General features: G+C 72.9%; 3 protein-coding genes. All 3 read right to left on the bottom strand.

Annotated features, from left to right (window positions below):
* Positions 1–80: 80 nt before the first annotated feature.
* Genes ABD844_RS20270 through ABD844_RS20260 form a run of 3 tightly spaced genes read right to left on the bottom strand, consistent with a single transcriptional unit; the run spans position 81 to position 23,614 of the window.
* Positions 81–12,281 (bottom strand): amino acid adenylation domain-containing protein, encoded by a 12,201-nt coding sequence (locus ABD844_RS20270; RefSeq protein WP_344879805.1) that lies wholly within the window; start codon positions 12,279–12,281, stop codon positions 81–83.
* On the bottom strand, positions 12,282–22,292 hold the full coding sequence (locus ABD844_RS20265; protein ID WP_344879802.1) for an amino acid adenylation domain-containing protein: 10,011 nt from the start codon (positions 22,290–22,292) through the stop codon (positions 12,282–12,284).
* On the bottom strand, positions 22,289–23,614 hold the full coding sequence (locus ABD844_RS20260) for a serine hydrolase domain-containing protein (protein WP_344879799.1): 1,326 nt from the start codon (positions 23,612–23,614) through the stop codon (positions 22,289–22,291). Before ABD844_RS20260 ends, ABD844_RS20265 begins: the two co-directional genes overlap by 4 nt.
* Between the last annotated feature and the right edge of the window lie 9 nt (positions 23,615–23,623).

Here is a 23,623-nt window from a genome sequence, read left to right as displayed (position 1 = left end):
GTGCTTGCCTCTGTGCCTGTCTCTGTGCCTGTCTCTGTGCCTGTCTCTGTGCTCGCCCCCGTGCGTGTCCGCGCCACCGGTCAGCTCCTTCCCGCGCAGTGCTCGGCGATCCGCTCGAGCGCCAGGAGGAAGTCCGCGGCGACGGCCCGGACGGCGGCCTCGTCGTAACGGTCCTTCGCGTAGCGCCAGGTGAACCGCAGCCGCCCGCCCTCGGCCGCCCCGACGATCTCCACCGGATGGACGGCCCGGTCGGCCGGGCTCTGGTCCTGCCCGAGAGACGGATGGAAGGCGTGGTACAGCCCGTCGCCCGCGCCGCCCTCGGGGAGCTTCCACTGCCCCAGATAGTTGAACGCGACCTCGGGTTCGGCCGCCCCCGGCCCCGCCAGTTCGGGCCGACGGCCGAGATACCGCAGGAGGCCGAAGCCCAGCCCGTTGCCGGGGACGGCGCGAAGCTGCCCGCGAACGGATCGGACCAGTGCGGGCCAGTCCGTCTCCTGGACGGTCAGGGCGACCGGATAGGCGCTGGTGAACCAGCCGACCGTACGGGTGAGGTCGACACCGTCGAAGATGTCCTCCCTGCCGTGGCCTTCGAGGTTCACCAGCACCCGGTCTCGCCCGGTCCAGCGCGACAACGCCCAGGCCAGGGCCGCGAGCAGGACGTCGTTGATCCGGCTGCGGAAGACTGCGGGCGCCTGCCGCAGCAGCGCGTCCGTGTGGTGCTCACCTGCCTCGACGGAGAGCGAGCCCGTCGAAGGGCCGGCCTCCGAGGAGGGGACGAGGCTGGAGACGACATCGCTCCAGTGGCCGAGTTCGTGATCCAGCTCCCCCTTCTCCACGTGCCGCGTGAGCCGCTCGGCCCAGTGCTGGAAGGAGGTGGTCTTCTCGCCGAGGTCGACCGGCTCGCCGGAGCGCGCCTGCCGGTAGCCCGTCTCCAGGTCCTCGGTGAGGATCCGCCAGGACACGGAGTCGACGACGAGGTGGTGGATCGTGAGGAACAACCACAGCCGCCCGCTCTCCCGCTGCTCGAACACGATCGCCTTGGCCAGCGGTCCCGCCGCCAGGTCCAGGGACGACTGCGCGGCCACCGCGGCCCGCTCCATCTCCGGCCACCCGGTCACCACCCGGCGGTCGAGGTCGATCGACCGGTCCTGGTCGCCGTGATACTGCCGCCAGCTCCCGTCCCGGCGCTCGAACCGCATCCGCAACGCGTCATGGTGGGCGACGATCCCGTGCAGCGCCGTACGCAGTGCCGCTTCGTCGGCGCCTTCGGCCAGCTCGACCAGCATCGACTGGTTGAAGTGCCACGGGCGGGCCCTATATGTCCCGAAGAACCAGTGCTGCACCGGAGTCAGCGGCACCTCGCCGGTCACCAGGACCTGCTCCCCGACCGGCGACCCGGTCACCTCGCCCGCGGCGGCGGCCAGCTCCGCGACCGTCTGGTGAGCGAACAAGGCCTTCGGGGTCACCTGGACACCGGCCCGCCTGGCGCGGGCGACCATCTGGATGCCCAGGATGGAGTCGCCCCCGAGGTCGAAGAAATTGTCCAGGACGCCCACCTCGGCCACGCCGAGCACCGCGGCCCAGATCTCGGCGAGGACGCGTTCGGCCTCGGTGCGCGGCGGCACGTGGTCGGCCGTCCGTCTCACTCCCGCGGGCTCGGGAAGGGCGCGGCGGTCCACCTTCCCGTTGGCGGACAGCGGCAGCCGGTCGAGCAGCACGACGGTGGACGGCACCAGGTAGTCGGGCAACGACTCGCGGGCGTACTCCCGCAGGCCGTCCGCCTCGGTGTCCTGCGCGGCCACGGCGTAGGCGACCAGATGGGCGTGCCCGGCCTCGTTCCGCCAGGCCACGACGGCCGCGTCCGACACCTCGGGATGCGTACGCAGCACCGCCTCGACCTCGCCCGGCTCCACCCGGAAGCCGCGGATCTTGACCTGGTTGTCGGCCCGGCCGACGAACTCCAGTTGTCCGTCGGCCCGCCACCGGACCACGTCACCGGTCCGGTAGATCCGGCTGCCCGGCGGGCCGAAGGGATCGGCCACGAACCGCTCGGCCGTGAGCCCCGTCCGCCCCGCGTAGCCACGGCCCACGCCGGCGCCGCCGACGAACAGCTCCCCGTCGGTCCCCGGCGCCACCGGGCGGAGGTCCGGGCCGAGGACGTACACGCGCACGTTCGCCAGCGGTGCGCCGATCGGGACGCGGGTCAGGCCCGCCGTCGCCTCCGGCCCTCGTTCGACCAGCCACATGGCGGTGACCAGGGTGCACTCGCTGGGACCGTAGAAGTTCGCGAACCGCGTACGGCGCGACCACTCCTCGGCCAGCTCGACCGGGCAGACGTCGCCCGCCGACGCCACCGTCTCCAGGCTGGGCAGCGTCTTCGCGTCCAGGGTGGCCAGGAGCGCCGGTGGCAGCACCACGACCGTGACGCGCTCCTGCCGGATCTGCTCGCCGAGGTCCTCGTCCCGGCTCAGGCACAGGGTGCCGCCCGCGACGAGGGTGGTGAAGATGTCCCAGATCCCGCCGTCGAAGCTGATCGGCAGGTGCTGGAGCACCCGGCTGCCCGGGCCGAGTGCGAACCGGGTCGCGTACTCGGTGGTGATGTTGACCAACGACCGGTGGCTGATCATGCCGCCCTTGGGGCGTCCGGTCGAGCCCGAGCTGAACACGACGTATGCGAGGTTCTCCGGGCTCACCACGACGTCCGGCGCCGTGTCCTGCGCTTCCGGAGGGGCCACGTCCAGTGGGATGATCTCCACGTCGGCCGGCAGGAGCTGTTCGTGCAGCGACCCTTGGGCCAGCACCGTGGTGACGCCGGTGTCCGCGACCATGCCCGCCAGCCGCTCCACCGGATAGCCCGGGTCCAGCGGAACGTACACGCCACCGGCCTTCAGCACGGCCAGTGCCGCGACGACCAGCTCCGGCTCCCGCCCGGCGCAGACGCCGACCGGCGTCTCCGGACCGACGCCGTGCGCGACGAGACCGTGGGCCAGCCGGTTGGCCCGCCGGTCCAGCTCCGCGTAGGTCAGTTCCCGCGCGCCGTGCAGGACCGCGACGGCGTCCGGATGGGTCCGCGCCCGCGCCGCGATCAGCTCGTGCACGCCCTGCCGCACGGGGTACGGCGCGGCCGTGTCGTTCCACTCCACCAGCAGGCGGTGCTCGTCCGCCCCGGACAGCCAGGGCAACCGCGACAGGGACCGCTCAGGATCCGCCGCGATGCCGGACAGCAGCACGCGCAGGCGCTCCGCCACCCGTTCGATCGTCGCGGGGTCGAACAGGTCGGTGTTGTACTGCAGGGCCGCGTGCAACCTGCCGTCCATCCGGCCGAACTGCACCACCAGGTCGAGGGTGGAGCTCCTGACCGGCAGCGGGAACTCCTCGATCCGCAGATCAGGCAGGCTGGGCAGCGCCCCTGGGGTGTTGTGCAACAGCACCATCGCCTGCACCAGCGGCGGCCGGGAGGGGTCCCGGTCCGGCTGCAGGGCGTCGACCACCACCTCGAACGGGGTCTCCTGGTGGTCGAAGGCGTCCAGGACGGTGCCCCGCACCTGCTCCAGGAACTCGCCGAACGCCTGGTGGGGCCGCACGGAGGAACGCAGCACGACGACGTTGACGAACAGCCCGACCAGGTTCTCCAGCTCGGCCCGGTCGCGGCCGGACACCGCCGTGCCGACCGACACGTCGTCCTGCCCTGACCAGCGCCAGAACAGCACCTGGCAGGCGGCGACCAGGGTCATGAACAGGGTCGCGCCGCGCTCGCGCCCGATCTCCTCCAGCCGGTCGGCCACGTCGGCGGGCAGCTCGAACCGAAGGGTCGCACCGTTCCCGGTCTGTACGGCAGGCCGCGGCCGGTCGGTCGGCAGCTCCAGCGGCGTCAGTCCGGTGAGCGCGGCCCACCAGTGGGCCAACTGGCGCTCCAGCTCGGGGCCGGTGAGCCGGTCCCGTTGCCACGCGGCGAAATCGGCGTATCGGACCGGGAGTTCGGGCAGCCGGGCGTCGCGGTGCTCCAGCGCGGCGGCGTAGAGGTCCTGCAGCTCCGCACTGATCACGCCCATCGACCATCCGTCGGTCACGATGTGGTGCAGGCACAGGACCAGGACGTGTTCGTCGGCGGCCGACCGCACCAGCAGGACGCGTACGAGGGGTCCACGCCGCAGCTCGAACGGCCGGGTCAGCTCCGACTCCACCAGCCGGTCCAGCTCGGCCGTCCGCGCCTGCTCCGTCAGCTCCGACAGGTCGGTGACCGCCAGCGGCAGCTCCGCCGGCGGGTGCACGACCTGCACGCCTCGGCCGTCGGCCGAGTCGACCGTGGTCCGCAGTGACTCGTGCCGGGCGACCAGCGCGTTCAGCGCCCGGTGCAACGCGGCCGGATCCAGCGTGCCCCGCAGCCTCAGCCCGAGCGGCGTGACGTAGTCGGCGCGGCCCGGCTCCAGCTCGTCCAGGAACCAGAGCCGCTGCTGGGCGAAGGACAGCGGCAGGGGGCCGGCAGGATCCACCGCCGGGATGGGGTCCTGGGCGGCCTGCCCGGCGGGCAGCTTCGCGGCCAGCGCGGACACCGTGGGATTCGTGAACAGCTCGCGGGGCGAGAGATCCACGCCGAAGGCGGTCCTGATCCGGGAGATCACCTGGATGCTGAGGATGGAGTCGCCGCCCAGCGCGAAGAAGTCGTCGTGGACCCCGACCCGGTCCACGCCGAGCACCCCGGCCCAGATGGTCGCGAGCGTGCGCTCGACGCCGGTCCTCGGTGCGGTGTAGCCGGTCTCGATCTCCGGACGGCTCCCCGGCGCGGGCAGGGCCGACCGGTCGATCTTCCCGTTCCGCGTCAGCGGCAACGCGTCGAGGCTCACGAACGCGGCCGGCACCATGTGGTCCGGCAGCGCGGCCCCGGCGTGCTCGCGGAGGTCCGCGACGCCCAGCTTCGTGCCGCTCCGGGGCACCAGGTAGGCCACCAGGCGCGACAGGTCACCGTCCGACCGGGCGACGACCGTCACGTCGGCCACGTCGGGGTGCGTGGCCAGCACCGCCTCGATCTCGGCGGGCTCGATCCGGAAGCCGCGGACCTTCACCTGGTCGTCGGCCCTGCGCAGGTAGTCGAGGCCGCCGTCGGCCCGTCTGCGGGCCAGGTCCCCGGTCCGGTACATCCGCGTCCCGGGAGCGCCGAACGGATCTGCCACGAACCGTTCCGCGCTCAGCGGGGCGCGGCCCAGGTAGCCCCGTGCCAGCCCGGCTCCGGCGACGTACAGCTCACCGGCGACGCCGACCGGGACCGGGTTCAGGCCGGGGTCGAGCACGTAGACCCGCAGGTCGGGGATCGCGCTCCCGATGGGGCTGCCGGCCGTTCGCAGGCTCGTCCCGTCCAGGGGCGCGTACGTGACGTGCACCGTGGTCTCGGTGATGCCGTACATGTTCACCACCTGGGGCACGCCGTCCGGGTGGCGTTCGTACCACGGGGCCAGCCGGCTGACCTGCAGCGCCTCGCCCCCCAAGATCACCGAGCGGAGGGCGAGCGCGGAGTCGTCCTCCCTGCGCGCCTCGGTCAGTTGGGAGAACGCGGTCGGTGTCTGGTTGAGCACGGTCACCCGCTCGCGCGCCAGCAGCCGCAGCAGCCCGCGCGGGGAGCGGGAGACGTCTCGCGGCACGATCACCAGACGGCCGCCGTGGAGCAGTGCCCCCCACATCTCCCACACGGAGAAGTCGAAGGCGCTGGAGTGGAACAGCGTCCAGACGTCGTCCGGGCCGAACCCGAACCACTGTTCGGTGGCGGAGAAGAGCCGGACCACGTTCCCGTGCGGGATCAGTACGCCCTTTGGCCGTCCGCTCGACCCCGACGTGTAGATGACGTACGCGGCGTTGTCCGGCAGCACGGCGACGTCCGGATTCGTCGCGGGACGCTCCTCCAGCGGGCCGTCCACCACGAGCACACCGATGCCCGGCTCCAGCCGTCCCGCCTGACGGGAGTCGGTGACCAGCAGGACGGGCGCGGCGTCGGCCAGCATCGACCTGAGCCGCTCGGCCGGGTACTCCGGATCCAGCGGCAGGTAGGCGGCGCCGGCCTTCAGCACCGCCAGCAGGGCCACGATGAGGTCTGCCGACGGCGGCAGCGCCACCGCGACCAGCCGTTCCGGTCCGGCGCCCCGTTCGATCAGGTGGTGGGCCAGCCGGTTCGCCCTGTTGTTCAGGTCCCGGTAGGACACCTCGACCTCGCCGCAGGAGACGGCGACCGCCTCGGCCCTGTCCGGCACCTGGCCTTCGAACAGCGCGTGGATCGTGGCCTGCGCCGCCTCGGCGGGCTCCCGGCCGGCGCCGAGGAGGTGCCGTCGCTCGGCCTCGGTGAGCCAGCGCAGCCGGTGCAGCGGGCGGGACGGATCCGCGGCCAGCTCGCCGACCAGGAGGCGGAGGCGTTCGCCCAGCGTCTCGACGGTCGCCCGGTCGAACAGCCTCGGGTCGTAGCCGAGGCGGAGCACGAGACGGCCGTCCACGTGCGCGTTCACCGTGAGCGGGAAGGTCGTGGTGTCGGTGCCGCCCAGGTTGCGGGCCCGGAGACCGCGCGCGCGGACCTCGTTCTCGTCGAACGGATAGTTCTCGAACGCGACGATGCTCTCGAACAGCGGGACGTCGGCGGGCAGGTCGCTCCATGCGCGCATCTGCGCCACCCCGACGTGGTCGTGGTCGCGCGCCTCGACCTGACCGGCCTGCAGTTCCCTGAGCCAGGAGAGCGCATCCCGGCGCGGGTCCACCCTGACCCTGACAGGAAGCGTGTTGATGAACAACCCGATCATCGAGTCGACGCCGGGCAGGTCGGCGGGCCGTCCGGCGACCGTGACCCCGAACGTGACGTCCTCTTCCCGGCTGTAGCGCGACAGCGCCAGGGCCCAGGTCCCCTGCACGACGGTGTTCAGCGTCAGCCGGTGCGCCCTGGCCATCTCCTGGAGCCGGTCGAACTCCGGGCCCTCCACGGCCAGGGTGACGGCGGCCGTGGACTCGGCGCGATGCGTCTGCGTCGGTGGCCGGTCGTACGGCAGCGGCGTCGGCGTGTCCAGGCCGGACAGCACGTTCCGCCAGTGACGTTCGGCGTCGGTGGGGTCCTGTTCGGCGAGCCAGCGCACGTAGTCGCGGAACGGCGCCCGGACCGGGCGGTCCCGCGCTCCCACGTATTCGTCGAAGACGTCGGTGACCAGTTGCACCGTGCTCCAGCCGTCCACCAGGAGGTGGGGCGAGGACCAGACCATGTCCACGGTGTCCGCGTCGATCCGGGCGATGGCCACCCGTACGAGCGGCGGCTCGGTCAGGCTCATGCCCCGCGCGCGGTCCTCGCGCAACAGGGCGTTCCTGCGGCTGTCCCGCTCGGCCTCGGACAGGTGCCGCCAGTCGTGGTACGTCACCGGCACCGTCACCCCCCGGTGCACGACCTGCACCGGCTCGCTCACCTGCTGCCATGCCACGCTGCTGCGCAACACCGGAGTACGGTCCACCGCGCGCTGCCAGGCCGCGCCCAGGTCCTCCGGCCTGCGCACGCCGCCCACCCGCAGGACCAACTGGTTGTGGTAGGCCCCGGAGCCGGGCGTGACCAGGCTGTGGAACAGCATCCCGACCTGCATCGGCGTCAGCGGATAGACGTCCTCCACGGCCCGCCCGTCACCGACGAGCCGATCCACCTCCGGCTGGCTGAGCCCGGCGAGCGGGAAGTCCGACGGGGTACGCCCGCCCGCCTCCGGCCGGTCGCAGTGCGCCACGATCTCGTCGAGGGCGCTCACCACCTCAGCCGCGATCCGCCGGGCGGTCCCCTCCTCGTGCACGTTGGCCGAGTAGGCGAGGTCGAGCCGCAGCCGGCCGTCCTCTACCACGCAGATCAGGTCCAGCAGGCCGGCTCGAATCGCGTCGGGGTCCTGGTCGCTGCCGAGCGGCCGGGCCAGGCTCAGGCCGAGCGCGCCTCCTGCCGCGGCGTCGAACTGCCCGTGGTAGTTGACGGTGACGGGCGGCTGCGGACGATCCCGCAGCGCCGCACCGGCCTCGGTGAGGTGGCGCAGGGCTTCGTAGCCGAGTCCGCGGCCGGGGACGGCGCGCAGTTGCTCCTTCACCGACTTGATCGTCTCGCCCCAGCCGCCGGTGGCGGGCATACGCAGCACCACCGGGTACTGCGCGGTGAACCAGCCGACCGTCCTGGTCAGATCGACGCCGTCGAACAGCTCCTCCCTGCCGTGCCCCTCCATGCCCAGCAGGACCCGGTCGTCCGCGGTCCAGCGGGAGAGCACCCGGCCGACGGCGCTGAGGAGGAGGTCGTTGATCTGCGTCCGGTACACCCCAGGCGCCCTGCGCAGCAAGGCGTCCGTCCGCTCGGCCGGCAGCTCCGCCGAGACCGTCCGCACGGAGCCGACCGTGTTCGGCCCGTCCAGGTCCACCGGCAGGTCGGCCGCCGGGGCGGCCCGCCACACCCCGCTCCAGTAGGACAGCTCGGCGTCCAGCCGTCCCTGCCGGGCGTGCCGGGCCAGCCGCCGCGCCCACTGCGCGGGGGTCGTGGTCTTCGGCCCCAGGTCGATCGGCGCTCCCGTGGTCGCCTGCCGGTAGGCGGTCTCCAGGTCCTCCAGGAGGATCCGCCAGGACACGCCGTCGCAGACCAGGTGGTGCACGGTCATCAACAGCACCGGACGCGCCCCGGCACCGGCGTCGAACAGCGCCGCCCTGATCACCGGGCCGTGCCACGGGTCCAGGCCGGACTGCGCGGCCGACGCCAGCTCCTCCATGGCGGCCCGCCGCGACTCCTCGTCCAGAGCGGACAGGTCGTGCAACGCGCACACCGCCGCCGTCTCGACCGGGACGACGACCTGCCGCAGGTCGCCGTCCACCGCCTCGAATCGGGTCCGCAGGGCGTCGTGCCGGGCGACCAGCGCGTCGACCGCGCTCAGCACCGCCGTACGGTCCACGTCGTGTGCGAGTTCGACGGTGGTGGTCATGCTGAACCGGTGGGAGCCGGCCGCGTGCGTGTCGAAGAACCAGTGCTGGATGGGGCTCAGCGGAGCGGGACCGACCGGTTCTTCCTCCTGAGTCACGGCGCCCGCCCGGGTGGCGGCCACGGCGAGCCGGGCGATGGTCTGGTGCGTGAACACGTCCTTCGAGGTCAGTGCGAAGCCCGCCTGCCGGGCCCGCGCGACCAGCCGCATGCTGAGGATGGAGTCGCCGCCGACCTCGAAGAAGTTGTCCTCCACACCGACCTGGTCGAGGCCGAGCACGTCGGCCCAGATCCCGGCGAGCGTTCGCTCGGTCGGCGTGCGGGGTGCGACCCGGTCGCTCCTGGCCTGATCGCCGGGCGCGGGCAGGGCCCGGCGATCCAGCTTGCCGTGGCTGGTGAGCGGCAGGGTCTCCAGGGGGACGAAGCTCGTCGGGATCATGTAGTCCGGCAGGCTCCGGCCGAGGAAGCCGCGCAGCTCCGCGGCCGTGGGCGGCTCGGCGTCCGGGCTCGGCACCACGTACGCGACCAGCCGCTCGTGCGTCGCGCCGTCCTTGCGGGCGACCACCGCCACGTCGGCGAGGCCGCGATGCGCTCCGAGGGCCGTCTCGATCTCGCCCGGCTCGATCCGGAATCCGCGGATCTTGACCTGGTCGTCCGTCCGGCCCAGGTACTCCAGCAGCCCTTCCGCGTTCCAGCGCACCACGTCTCCCGTGCGGTACATGCGCTGTGACGTGCCGAACGGACTGGCCACGAACCGCTCGGCGGTCAGGCCGGGCCGGTTCACGTATCCCCTGGCCAGTTGCACGCCCGTGAGGTAAAGCTCACCGGCCACGCCCACAGGCACCGGCCGCAGCGCCGCGTCCAGCACGTACGCGCCGACCCCTGGCATCGGCCGGCCGATCACCGGAGCCCGGTCGTCCAACCGGTGGATCACGGCGTCCACCGTGCACTCGGTGGGGCCGTAGTAGTTGTAGCCCGTCGTCCCCGAGGTCGCGCAGATCTCCTTCCACAGCGTCTCCCCCAGCGCCTCGCCGCCGACGGAGAGCACGGCGACGCGATGGCGGCCAGGATCGAACAGCCCGGCGGCGATCAACTGCTGGGTGTAGGTGGGGGTGAGGACGACGTAGTCGATGCGGGCGCGGTCGAGGTAGTCCACCAGCAGTTCGGGAGAACGCCGTACGTCGTCGCCCACCAGGTGCAGCTCGTGACCGGCGAACAGCCACAGCAACGAGTCCCACGAGGCGTCGAACGAGAACGCGGTCGCCTGGGCCACCCGGAAGCGGCCTTCTGCGTGCGCGAACACCTCGTCCCGGTGGCTGCGGAAGAGGTTCGCGATCGACCGGTGCTCGATCAGCACGCCCTTCGGCCTGCCGGTGGAGCCCGAGGTGTAGATGACGTAGGCAGGGGACTCCCGCCGCAGGGGTGTGATCCGGTGGGCGTCGGTGGGGCAGGCGCCGGGATGGGCCCTGATGGCCTCCCGGACCCCGGGTTCGTCGAGCACGCGGACCGGCGACACGTCAGGGACGCGGGCGGCCGTCTCCGTGGTGGCCAGGACCAGCGCGGGGGCCGCGTCACCCAGCACGTACGCGATCCTGTCGCGGGGCTGGGCCAGGTCCACCGGCAGGAACGCGGCCCCCGCCTCCAGCACGCCCAGGATCCCCACGATCATGTCCACCCCGTGGGGCAACGCGAGCGCCACGACTCGTTCCGGGCCCACGCCCTGCCCGATCAGCCAGTGCGCGAGGCGTCCGGCACGGGCGGCCAGCTCGCCGAAGGTCAGCGTGCCGTCCTTCGACACGAGCGCCGTCGCGTCGGGGGTACGGCGAGCCTGCTCGGCGAAGAGCGCGGGCAGCGTCGGCGTGGGCGGCTCGTGGTCGTGGCTCTGCCACTCCGCGAGCAGCCTGCGACGCTCCTCCTCGGAGAGGAACTCGAGGTCCAGCAGCCGGCTCTCAGGGCGCTCGCCGACGAGGTGCAGCAGCCGCACCAGATGGGTGATCATCTGCTCGATCGTCGGCTCGTCGAACAGGTCGGTGTTGTAGTTCACGACACCGGCCAGCTCGCCGTCCCGCTCCCGGAAGTCGACGGTCAGCTCGAAGCTCGCGACGGACGCCGGCAGCGCGTACTCCGACACCCGCAGACCGGGCAACGCCGGCGGCTCGCGGTGGGCGTTCTGCAGCGACACCATGGCCTGGATCAACGGGGTGCGGCCGGGGTCGCGTTCGGGCGCGAGCAGGTCCACGAGCCGGTCGAACGGCACCTCGTCGTTGGCGAAGACGTCGAGCATGCCGGTCTTGACCTCGTCGAGGAACTCGGCGAAGGTCAGGCTGCCGAGCACCTGCGACCGCACCACGACCGTGTTGACGAAGAAGCCGACGAGCGGCCGCAGCTCAGGACGGTTGCGGCCGGACGTCACGGTGCCGACCGCCACGTCCTCCTGGCCGGAATACCGGGCCAGCCACACCTGGCACGCGGCGAGCAGCGTGGTGAACAGCGTGGTGCCGTGCGCGCGGCCGAGCTTCTCGACGGCCGCCGCCGTCTCCGCGGGCACGGTGAACTCGTGGAGCGCGCCGGCCGTGGTCCGCACCTTGGGCCGTGGCCGGTCCGTCGGCAGCTCCAGCGGCACCACGCCGTCGAGCCGGCGCCGCCAGTACTCGAACTGCCCGTCCAGCGCCGAGCCGGCCAGCCGGTCGCGCTGCCAGGCGGCGAAGTCCGCGTACTGGAGCGGCAGGTCCGGCAACGACGGCGGCTCGCCCAGGAGCGCCGCGCCGTACAGTGCGGCCAGGTCGCCCAGCACCACTCCCATCGACCATCCGTCGATGACGATGTGGTGCGCGCTGAGGACGAGGAGGTGCTCCTCGGCTCCGGTACGCACGAGCAGGGCGCGGAACAGCGGTCCCGCCTTCAGGTCGAACGGCCGCTCGATCTCCGTCCGCACCAGGTGGTCCAGGTCCTGCGAGCTCCCCTCGACCACCGGCAGCGCGAGGCGCAGCTCATTGTGCACGATCTGCACGCCGGAGCCGTCGGCCGAGTCGAAGGTGGTGCGCAGCGACTCGTGCCGGGCCACGACGCCGTTGACGGCGGCGGCGAGAGCGGGGACGTCCAGCGGTCCCGACAGTCGCAGCGCGATCGAGGTGTTGTAGTCGATGCCGCCCGGCTCGTAGTCGTCCAGGAACCACAGCCGTTGCTGGGCCGGTGACAGCGGCAGGACACCGTCCCGTGGCGCGGGCCGGATCTCGTCGGCCGCCTCGGCGGCGCCCGCCAGCCTGCGGCGCAACTGGTCCCGCAGGGAAGCGGGCAGGGCCGCGATGCGGTCCTCGCGTGACGAAGGCGTGCCCATCTACTCTCCTCCAGTCCTGGCGGCGTTTTCGAGGTCGAGGAGCACCTTCTCCTCCACAAGGTCGGCCAGGGCCGCGACGGTTCTCGCCGACAGCACGTCACCGGGCGACACCGTCACGTCGAAGGCCGTCCTCATGCGGAAGGCGACGTTGAGGCTGAGAATGGAGTCGCCGCCCAGCTCGACGAAGCTGTCGGTCACGCCGACGCGGTCCTCCGGCAGGCCGAGGACGCCCGACCAGATGGTCACCAGCGCCCGTTCTGTTGCATTCCGTGGCGCGACATGGCCCTCCTGCGGTTCGGGCGCGGCCGGCGCGGGCAACGCGCGCCGGTCCACCTTGCCGTTGGGGCTGAGCGGAAGACGGTCGAGCGGCACGAACAGCGACGGCACCAGGTGGTCCGGCAGCGTACGGCCGAGGAACTCGCGCAGTTCCGCCCCGCTCGGCGCGGCCCGCCCCGGCACGACGTAGGCGACCAGCCGCGCGTACCCGCCCGTACCGGTCCAGGCGGTCACCGCGGCCGCCGTGAGATCCGGATGTTCGCGCAGGGCGGCCTCGACCTCGCCGGGCTCCACGCGGAAACCGCGGATCTTGACCTGGTCGTCCACCCGCCCGGCGAACTCCAACCGGCCGTCCTGGCGCCACCGCGCCCGGTCGCCGGTCCGGTACATCCGGCGCCCCGGCGCGCCGAACGGATCGGCCACGAACCGTTCGGACGTCAGCGCCGCCCGGCCCGCGTATCCCCGGCCCACACCGAGGCCGCCGACGTACAGCTCGCCTGGCACGCCCGGCGGGACCGGCCGCAGATCGGGCCCCAGCACGTAGGTCCGCACGTTCGGCATCGGCGACCCGATCGGCAGCGAGCGGGTGCCCTCGACCGGCGAGGAAACCCGGAACATGGTCGTGACCAGCGTGCACTCACATGGTCCGTAGACGTTGACGAAGTCGGTGCGGCGGGCCCACTCCGCGGCCAGAGGCACCGGGCAGACGTCGCCGCCGGACGCCACCGTCGTCAGGCTCGGCAGCCCTCCTGGGTCCAGGGTGGACAACAGGGCCGGTGGCAGCACCAGCACGGTGATCTCCTCCTGGCGGATCTGCTCGGCCAGATCCACCGGCGCCACCCGGTCGTACGCCCGGCTGAGGCACAGCGTGCCCCCCGACACGAGTGTGGTGAACAGGTCCCAGATGCCACCGTCGAAGCTGATCGACCGATGCTGCAGCACCCTGCTGTGCGGCCCGATCCGATACTTCCTGCCGAACGCGGTGGTGATGTTGGCCAGCGATCGGTGGTCGATCATCGTCCCCTTGGGACGTCCGGTGGATCCCGAGCTGAACACCACGTAGGCGAGGTTGCCGGGACGCACCCGCCGTTCGAGGGCCGCCCCGTCCGTCTCGGGGAGGTCGCGGTCCAGGCAGATCGCCGTCACCTCGCTGCCCGCCAGGCGGTCGAGGAGCCGCGTGTGCGTGAGCACCAGCGCCGCGCCCGAGTCCTCGACCATGAGGCTCAGCCGTCTGTCCGGATAGTCGGGGTCGAGCGGCAGGTACGCGCCACCCGCGACGAGCACGGCCAGCGCGGCGACCACCTGGTCAGGCCCGCGTTCCAGGCAGACGCCGACCACGACCTCCGGCCCGACGCCGTGCCCGGTCAACTGCCGCGCCAGTCGTTCGGCCCGCGCCATCAGCTCGGCGTAGGTGAGCCGGTGCCGCCCGTGCACGACCGCGACGGCGGACGGTTGCCGCCGTGCCCGCTCGGCCACCAGCTCGTGCACGCACCGGTCCGCCGGGAACTCCCGCGCCGTGTCGTTCCACTCCACGAGCAGCCGGCGCTCCTCACGCTCCGGCAGCCAGGGCAGCCGCGACAACGTGCGCCCCGCTCCCGCCATATCGGTCGCCGGGCCGGACGCCGGGCCGGACGTCATGCCGGTCAGCAGGACCCGCAGGTGCTCGGCCAGCCGCTCGATCGTCGACGCGTGGAACAGGCCGGCGTCGAACGTGAACCGCAACGCCAGCCGTTCGTGCGGGTAGACCGCGACGACGAGGGGGAAGTTCGCGCGTTCGCGCACCCGTAGCTCCGACAGCCGCAGGCCGTACCTGGCCGCCGCGTCCTCGTCGACCGGATAGTTCTCGACCACCACGGCGCTGGTGAACAGCTCGGTGCCCGCGGGAGCCTCGCTCCAGGCGCGTACCTGCGCGAGCGACACGTGCTCGAACTGCCCGGCCCGCGCCTGCTCCGCCTGGAGACCGCGCAGCCAGGCCGTCAGGTCGGCGCCGGGGTCCACCGTCACGCGCACCGGCAACGTGGTGAGGAACATCCCCAGGATCTCGGCGGCGCCGGGCAGGTCCACGGGGCGGCCGGAGAGCGTCTTGCCGAAGCACACCTCGGATCTGCCGCTGTGGCGTGACAGCGCCAGCGCCCAGGCGCCCTGCGCCAGCGTGCCCACCGTGACCCGGTTGCCCCTGGCCCACTCGTACAGGGCCGCGCTCTCCCGTTCGGACAGGGCGAGCACGAACCGGCCGGTGGCGCCGGACGGCTGCCCGTCGACCGGCAGCGGCGTCGGCTCGTCGAACCCGGCCAGCGCACGCCGCCAGTACGCCTGCGCGCCCGAGGTCTCCTGGCCGGTCAACCAGGCCACGTGGTCCCGGAACGGCCGCCGCCTGGGCAGGTCCGCCGACCGCCCGCCGCACAGCGCGGAATAGGACGCGAAGACGTCTTCGAGCATCCGCGCCCCGCTCCACCCGTCCATCAGCAGGTGGTGGAAGCTCATGAACACCCGTACCGAGGTCTCCGACAGCCGGGCGATCGTCACCCGTGTCAACGGCGGCGCGGACAGGTCGAAGGGCTCGGCCAGGTCGCGCTCGAACAGCGCGTCCAGTTCCTGGGCCCGTTGCCGCTCGGACAGGCCGGTCCAGTCGGCGTGCCGGATCGGCACCACCGTGTGCCGGTGGACCATCTGCAGCGGCTCCCCGGCCTCCCGCAGGACCACCGACGTCCGCAGCACCGGCGTACGGTCCACGACCGTCTGCACGGCCCGGCCGAACAGCTCCGGATCGGCCACCCCGTGCAGGACGAACGCGTTCTGCTCGTGGTAGAAGCCGGACCCTGGCTCGTCGAGGCTGTGGAAGACCATCCCGGCCTGCGTCGAGGTGAGGGGGTAGACGTCGTCCACGCCGCGCCCGTCCCCGACCAGCCGATCCAGGGTGGCCTGGTCGAGGCGCGCGAGCGGGAAGTCCGACGGAGAGCGACCACCGGCGGCGGGCGACGCGCAGTGCCCGGCGATCTCCTCCAGCGCGGTGGTGAACGCCTCGGCCAGCCCGTGCACGGTCTCCTCGGTGTGGCACTCGGCGGAATACACCCAACTGGTCTCCAGCCGGCCGCCCCGGACCTGGCAGATCACGTCGAGCAGGTGCGGCCGGACCTCGGCGGGATGCTGGTCGAGCCCGAGCTCCACCTCCGTGCCGGGATCGAACTGGCCGAGATAGTTGAAGCCCACCTGGGCCCCCGGGGCGTCGAGACGCCCGCCGAACTGGCGCAGCGCGCCGAAGCCGAGCCCACGGCCGGGGACGGCACGCAGTTGTTCCTTGACCGACAGCAGGGTCGCCCGCCAGCCGCTCTCACCGGGTACGCGCAGGGCCACCGGATACTGGCTGGTCAGCCAGCCGACGGTCCTGGACAGCTCCGCGTCGTCGAAGATCGTCTCGCGGCCGTGTCCCTCCAGGTCGATCAGCACCCGGTCGCGGCCCGCCCACGAGGTCAGCGTCCGGCCGAGCGCGGCCAGCAATACCTCCTCCGCACCGGCGCGGTACGCCGCGACCGCCCCTTGGAGCAGGGCCCGGGTCCCGGCCTCGGACAGCCGTACGGTGTGGCTGCGCATGTCCGCCACCGTGTTGCGGCCGTGGCCGTCCACGGGAACGCGCGGGTCGCACCCCTCCAGGGCGGCCGTCCAGTACGCCACCTCGCCGTCGAACCCGCCGGAGGCGGTGTGACCGGCCAGGCGGGCCGCCCACTCTCGCGCCGGCATCCCGGCGGCGCCCAGGTCGGGAGCCTGCCCGCGAAGGGCCTGCGCGTAGGCGGTCTTCAGGTCGTCGAGCAGGATCCGCCACGACACGCCGTCCACGACGAGGTGGTGCGCGGTGAGCAGCAGCCGCGGCCGCCGCCCGTCGCCCAGCAGGAACAGCACCGCCGCCAGCAGCGGTGCCCGGTCCAGCGCGAAGCCAGGATCGTGGCCGCGCATCCGGCGGGACTGCTCGTCGGCCGCCAGCCCGGACAGGTCGACGCGCTGGAAGGGCACGTCCGTCTCAGGACCGGCATCGTGCTGCGCCCAACCGCCCTCGACCCGCCCGAACCTCGTCCTCAGCGCGTCGTGGCAGGCCGGCAGCGCGCGCACGGCCACGCGGAGCGCGTCCTCGTCCACGTCCGGGTCGAACTCGACCAGCGCCCACTGGTTGAACCGCTCGGGAGCCACTTGGAAGGTGTCGAAGAACCAGTGCTGAATCGGCGTCAGCGGCGCGGGACCGGTGTCCGCCTGACGGTCGCGCTCCACCGTCCGGTACGGCTGAGCCGCCGTGGCCAGCTCCGCGACCGTCTGCCCGAGGAAGACGTCCTTGGCCGTCACCGCGAGCCCGGCCTGGCGGGCCCTGGAGGCCACCTGCATGCTCAGGATCGAGTCGCCGCCGAGTTCGAAGAAGTTGTCCTCGACGCCGACGTCGTCCACCCCGAGCAGCTCTGCCCAGATCCCGGCGAGCAGTCGCTCGCGTTCGGTGCGCGGTGCGACGTACCGGCCCGAGGCGACGCCGGGGTCCGGCTCGGGCAGCGCGCGGCGGTCGACCTTCCCGTTGGGCCCGAGCGGCAGCCGCGTCAGCGTCACGAACGCCTGCGGCACCAGATGGGCGGGAAGTGACCGGCCGAGCGCCTGCCGAAGCTCGGCCGGGCTCGGCGCCCGGCCGTCGACCGGCACCACATATCCGATGAGCCGCTGGTCGGCGTGCACCGCCGCGACGGCCGAGGCCACCGAGGGGTGTTCGCGCAGCGCGGCCTCGACCTCGCCGAGTTCGACCCGCAGCCCCCGCACCTTGACCTGGTCGTCGCTGCGGCCGACGAACTCCAGGTTCCCGTCGGGTCGCCATCGCACGATGTCGCCGGTGCGGTACATCCGCTCGCCCGGCGGCCCGTACGGATCGGCGACGAAGCGCTCCGCGGTCAGCCCAGGCCTGTGCAGGTATCCGCGGGCGAGCCCGATTCCCGAGACGTACAGTTCGCCCGCCGTGCCGGGTGCGACCGGCCGCAGATGGGCGTCCAGGAGGTGGACGCGCACGTTGGCGAGTGGACGCCCGATCGGCACCGCGCCGCCCTCGTGCCGCCCGGCCCACCAGGTGGCGTGGATCGTGGTCTCGGTCGGGCCGTAGCCGTTGACGAACAGCCGCTCACGGGACCAGAACTCGGCCAGCTCGTCCGGCACCTGCTCCGCGCCGGTCAGCACCGCCCTCAGCCGGGGGAGCGCGACCCTGGGCAGGCTCGCCAGCACCGAGGCCGGGACGTGCACATGGGTGATCTCCCGTTCGGCGAGGAAGTCCGCCAGCTCCCGCCCCGCCAGCGCGCCCGGCGGGATCACCAGGCAGGCCCCTGACAGCGACGCGAGCAGCAGTTCGGCGACGGACACGTCGAAGCTCGGCGAGACGAACTGCATGACCCTGCTGGTGGGGTCCACCCGGTACGCGGCCCGCTGGTGCGCCGCCACGTTCGCGATCCCTCGGTGGGAGACGACCGTCCCCTTCGGCCGCCCGGTCGACCCCGACGTGTAGATCACGTAGGCCGCGTCGAGCAGCCCTGACCTGCCCGGCGGGCGGGCGGACGAGCGGGCGCGGATCGCGCCCGCGGTGGTCTCGTCGTCAAGCACGACGCGCGCCGGCCCGGCGTCCGGCAGCGTCGCCGCGATCGCCGCCGTGGTGATCAGACCTGCCGGTCCCGCGTCGGAGAGCAGGTATGCGATCCGTTCGGCCGGATACTCCGGGTCCACCGGGAGGTAGGCGGCGCCGGCCTTGAGCACGCCGAGCACGGAGACGAGCAGGTCCGCGGAACGCGGCAGCGCGAGGGCCACGAGGTCCCCTGCGCCGAGTCCGCTCGCAACCAGGTGCCACGCCAGCCGGTTCGCCCGCGCGTCCAGCTCCCGGTACGTGACCCGGAGCCCGTCGGCCTCCAACGCGTCCGCCATGGGTGTCCGGTCGGCCTGTGCCTCGAACAACTCCTGCCAGGTCGCCCCCGGCACCGCGCGCACCGGCCCGGTCAGCTCGGCGGCGACGCGGTCTCGTTCCGCCCCGGTCAGCGTCGGCAGGCCGGCCACCCGGCGGTCGGGGTCGTCGGCGATCGCCCGCAGCAGCACGCTCAGGTGCCCGGCCAGGCGGTCAATCGTACGGGCCTCGTACAGGTCGGTGTTGTACTCGATCACGAGCGTCAGCGAGTCGCCGTTGGGCCAGAACTCCAGCAGCAGGTCCAGCCGTGAGCCCACGCGCGGCATCTCGTACTCGCTGATCCGCACGTCGCCGCTCGGGCGCGGCTCGCACAGCGGGTTCTGCAGTGTCACGCCGACGTCGACCAGCGGGTGCCGGCTCGGGTCGCGTTCCGGCCCCACGGCGTCGACCACCTGCTCGAAGGGCACGTCGTGCTCGAAGGCCCGCAGCGTCGTCCCCCGCACCTCGTCGAGGAGTTCGCCGAACGACAGCGCCGGGTTCACGTCGCTCCGCAGGACGACCAGGTTCACGAACAGTCCGACGACCCGCTGCAGCTCCGCGAGGTCGCGGCCGGAGGTCACGGTGCCGACCGCGACGTCCCGTTTGCCGCTGTACCTGGCCATCAGCACCTGCACCGCGGCCAGCAACGTCATGAACGGGGTCGCGTGGCGCGCGTGGCTCAGCCGCCTGAGGTCCGCCATGAGTCCGGCCGGGAGCCGGAAGCTGCGGATCGCGCCCGCGGACGTCGACACCGCCGGGCGCGGCCGATCCGTGGGCAGGTCGAGCGGTTCCAGGCCCTTCAGCTCACCCTTCCAGTACGCCGCCGAGCCGGTGGTTCCCGTCCTGGCCCGGTGCCAGGCGGCGTAGTCGGGGTAGCCCACCGGCGGTTCCGGCGGCCACGTGTCCGCGTACAGGTCGCCCAGCTCGTCCACGAGCACCTCGGCCGATCGGCCGTCGCCGACGATGTGGTGCAGGGTCAGGCCGAGCACGTGCGCGTCGGCCGCCAGGCGGATGAGCACGGCGCGGATCAGCGGCCCGCGTCGCAGGTCGAAGGGGTGGGCCGCGTCTTCGGCCAGCGTCCGGCGCACCAGGGCGGCCCGGTCGTCGCCGGCGCCGGACAGGTCCAGCACCCGCGTCGGCACCTCACCGGCCTCGTGGACGATCTGGATCCCCTGGCCGTCCTGCCAGTCGAAGGTGGTGCGCAACGACTCGTGCCGGGCGACGAGGGCGTCGAGCGCCCTGGTCAGCGCGTCGGTGTCGAGCACGCCGTCCAGGCGCAGCGCGACGGAGGCGTTGCTCCCCCCGGCCTGGGAGGGGAACTGCTCCAGGAACCAGAGCCGCTGCTGCGCGAACGACATGGGCAGCGGCTGGTCCCTCGAAATCCGGGGGATCGCCGTTTCCTGCCCTGCCGTTTCCTGCCCTGCCGTTTCCTGCCCTGCCGTTTCCTGCCCAGCCGCGTCTTGGCGGGCCCGCAGCGTGGCCGCCAGCGCGGCGATCGTCGGGTGGTCGAACAGCGTGCGGGTGGTCAGCTCCACGCCGAGTTCCGCCCGTACGCGCGTCACCAGCCGCAGCCCGAGGATCGAGTCGCCGCCCAGCTCGAAGAATCGGTCGTGCACGCCGGGTTCCGCCACCCCGAGCACCTCGCTCCAGACCCCGGCGAGGGCCTTCTCGACGCGGGTGCGCGGCGCCGCGTACGCCGTGCTCGTCTCCGGCTCGGGCGCGGGCAGGCCGCGCCGGTCGACCTTGCCGTTCGCGCCGAGTGGCAGGGCCTCCAGCGCGACGAAGGCGGAGGGGACCATGTAGCCGGGCAGGGTGCGGCCGAGGAACTCCCGCAGCCGCCGCGGGCTCGGTGCGGCACGGCCCGGCCGGGGCACGACGTATCCGACGAGCCGCCGGTGGCCGCGCGTGCCTTCGACGGCGGTGACGGCGGCCTTGGCCAGGTCGGGGTGCCGCCACAGCGCGGCCTCCACCTCGCCCGGCTCGACCCGGAACCCCCGCACCTTGACCTGGTCGTCCACCCTGCCGACGAACTCCAACTGCCCGTCCGCGCGCCACCGCACCAGATCGCCGGTACGGTACATGCGCGTTCCCTTCGGCCCGTACGGCGCGGCCACGAACCGCTCCGCGGTCATGGCGGGGCTGCCGACGTACCCTCGGGCGAGCCCGGCCCCGGCGATGTACAGCTCGCCCGCGACACCGACGGGAACGGGGCGGAGCCTGCCGTCGAGCACGTAGTGCCGCACTCCCGCCAGGGGCGAGCCGATCGGCAGGCTGGTGTACGTGCCGACCTCGTCCAGCGGCCGATCCAAGGGGAACATCGTGGACACGAGGGTCGTCTCGCTGGGCCCGTAGATGTTGGCGAAGGAACGCCCTCGTGACCAGGCCCGCGCCACCGCGACCGGGCAGACCTCCCCGCCGGACATCACCGTGCGCAGGCTCGGCACGGTGTCGGGGTCCAGCTCCGCCAGCCGCATCGGCGGCAGGCCGACGACCGTGATCTCCTCCTGCCGGATCTGCTCGGCCAGGTCCACCTCGCCGTGCCGGTCGTCCGCGCGGCTCACGCACAGCGTCGAACCCGACAGCAGCGTCACGAGGACTTCCCACACGCCGCCGTCGAAGCTGAACGACAGGTGCTGGAGCACGCGGCTGGCCGGTCCGAGCCCGAACCGTCCGGCGAAGTCCGCGACGCTGCCGCAGAGCGACCCGTGCCGCACCATGACGCCCTTCGGCCGGCCGGTCGAGCCGGAGGTGAAGACCACGTAGGCGAGATTGTCGGGCCCGATCCGCGGGTCCGGCGCCCGCGCCGGGCGCCCGGCGATCCGGCCCTCGTCCCGTTCGAGGCACACGACGGCCACGTCGTCGCCGACGGGCAGCCGGTCGAGCGTCCGCTCCCGGTCGACGACCAGTACGGGCACGTCGCCCACGCCCACCATGTAGGCCAGCCGCTCGGCGGGATAGCCCGGGTCCAGCGGGACGTAGACCCCGCCGGCCTTGAGCGTGGCGAGGGCGCCGATCGCGAGGTCGAGGCCGCGTTCCATGGCGATCCCGACCAGGACCTCCGGGCCGACACCCAGCTCGACCAGGTGGTGGGCCAGGCGGTTGGCCCGTTCGTCCAGTTCTGCGTAGCTCAGGCGGTGCTCGCCGTGTACGACCGCGGTCGCGTCCGGGTGGGCGCGTACGTGCTCGGCGAACAGCTCCGGCGCACACGTCAGCGCGGCAGGACCGGTGTCGTTCCAGGTCACCAGCAGGCGGCGTTCCTCGGCGGGCGTGAGCAGGCGCTGCCGCCAGAGCGGCCGGTCGGGTGCGGCGGTGCCGCTGGCGAGGATCTCCCCGAGGTGCCCGGACATCCGCTCGATCGTCGCCGCGTCGAACACGTCGGCCCGATACTCGATCACCAGCGACGTGCGCCGGCACCGGATGACCAGGTCCACGGAGCCGGGCAGTTCCGGCGGGTCCCCCGCCCCGAACGTCACCACGCCCCGCGCCCGCTCCGCCACCTCCGCGTCGGCCCCGAGTTCGGTGCCGAGTTCGGCCCCGAGTTCGGCGCGGATCCGGGCCGTCAGGGCGGCGAACGACTCCTCCGGCGCGTACCGGCAGCGCAGCACCCGGAGGCGCGCGGCCTCAGGAGTCCACACGCCCAGCGCGAAATCGTCCTGGCCGAGGTGCCGGGCCAGCACCACCTGGCACGCGCCCACGATGACGGCCGCCGCGCAGCCGCCGAGGTGGTCGGGCAACCGAAGCTCATGGATGACCCGGCCGAGGTCGGCCGACGTCGCGTTACCAGTGATCACAATCCGTCCCCTTGTCGGCGTGCCAGGCGACCGCCCACCACGATCCGGTCGATCCGTCCCGTCCCGGCCTCACCGAGGAACCGGCCGGTGAACATCACCTGCTCCGTACGCAGATCCGCCATCGCGAACACCAGGCCGGGATAGAACGTCAACCGTGCGAACGGCTTCCCGTTGTTGGCGAGGTAGCAGCCGCCGTCCTGGTCGGTCACGAAGGTGTACTCGGTCTCACCGTTGACGTAGCGGCCGAGGCACTCCTGCGGAGGTTCGATCGGGCTGCCGTCGGGAATCCCCGCGTGGCTGCCCACGTCCAGCCCGGCCATCCGCAGCTCCGCCACGAGGTCCTCCCACAGGGCCAGTCCCGTGTTGGCATTGGTGGTCAGCGCCACCACGTGACGTCCCGCGGGGTCGAAGCGCAGGTGGCAGGACGTCCCGTCGGCCGTTCCTTCGTGGCCCCACCAGTCCGCCCCGCCGGTGCGGAACAACGCCAGGCCGAGGCCCCAGCCGTCGGCCGCGCCGAACGGCTCGGCCGACGGGCTCGCCGTCCGCATCTCGGCCAGGTGCGCGGCGTCGAGCGGCGCGGACCCGCCGCCGGGCAGGTGCAGCCGGGCGAGCCGGGCCAGATCGGCGGCGCTGAGTGCCAGCGCACCGGTCGGCCCCTCGGCGTACGAGATCATCTGATCGACCCGGACCGCCCTGCTCCTGGCGGTTGTGACGGAGTGCCCCGACACGTACGGACCGCTCGCGACCCGCGAAGGGGCCACCACGAAGGACGGTTCGATCCCCAGGGGCCGCAGCAGGATCGACTCCATCGCGGACCACCAGCTCATCCCGGTGATCACCTCGATCAGGTGCCCGGCGAGCACGTACCCGATGTTGGAGTACGAGAACGCGGTGCCCGGCTCGAACAGGGGTCCGCGAGCGCAGCACCCCATCGCCAGCCGCCGGGGCGTGGCGTGGTCGGCGCTCGCCGGTCGGTTCGCTATGACGCCACCGGTGTGGCTCAGGAGGTGGCGCAGCGTGGCGCGGGTCGCCAGCTCCCGTGAGGCGCGGTGCAGCTCCGGCAGGTACTCGCCGAGGGGAACGTCGAGCTCGATGTCCCCCTCGGACACCAGCGCGATCGCCAGCGTCGCGGTGAACGCCTTGGTGATCGAGCCGATCGGGAACCTGGAGTCCGCGGTGACGGGCTCGCCCGTTCCCGACTCCACCTCGCCCACGGCCGCGACAGCGCGCACGCCGTGGTGCTGGAGGACGAGCTGGGCGCCGGGCACTCCGTGCCGGGCGGTCAGCTTGGCCAGCAGCTCCGGCAGATCGAATTCGGTCACGTATCCCTC

Source organism: Nonomuraea antimicrobica (assembly GCF_039536965.1).
Lineage (GTDB): Bacteria > Actinomycetota > Actinomycetes > Streptosporangiales > Streptosporangiaceae > Nonomuraea > Nonomuraea antimicrobica.
Note: the sequence above shows the minus strand (reverse complement) of the source record. Positions and strands in the feature narration are given on the sequence as shown.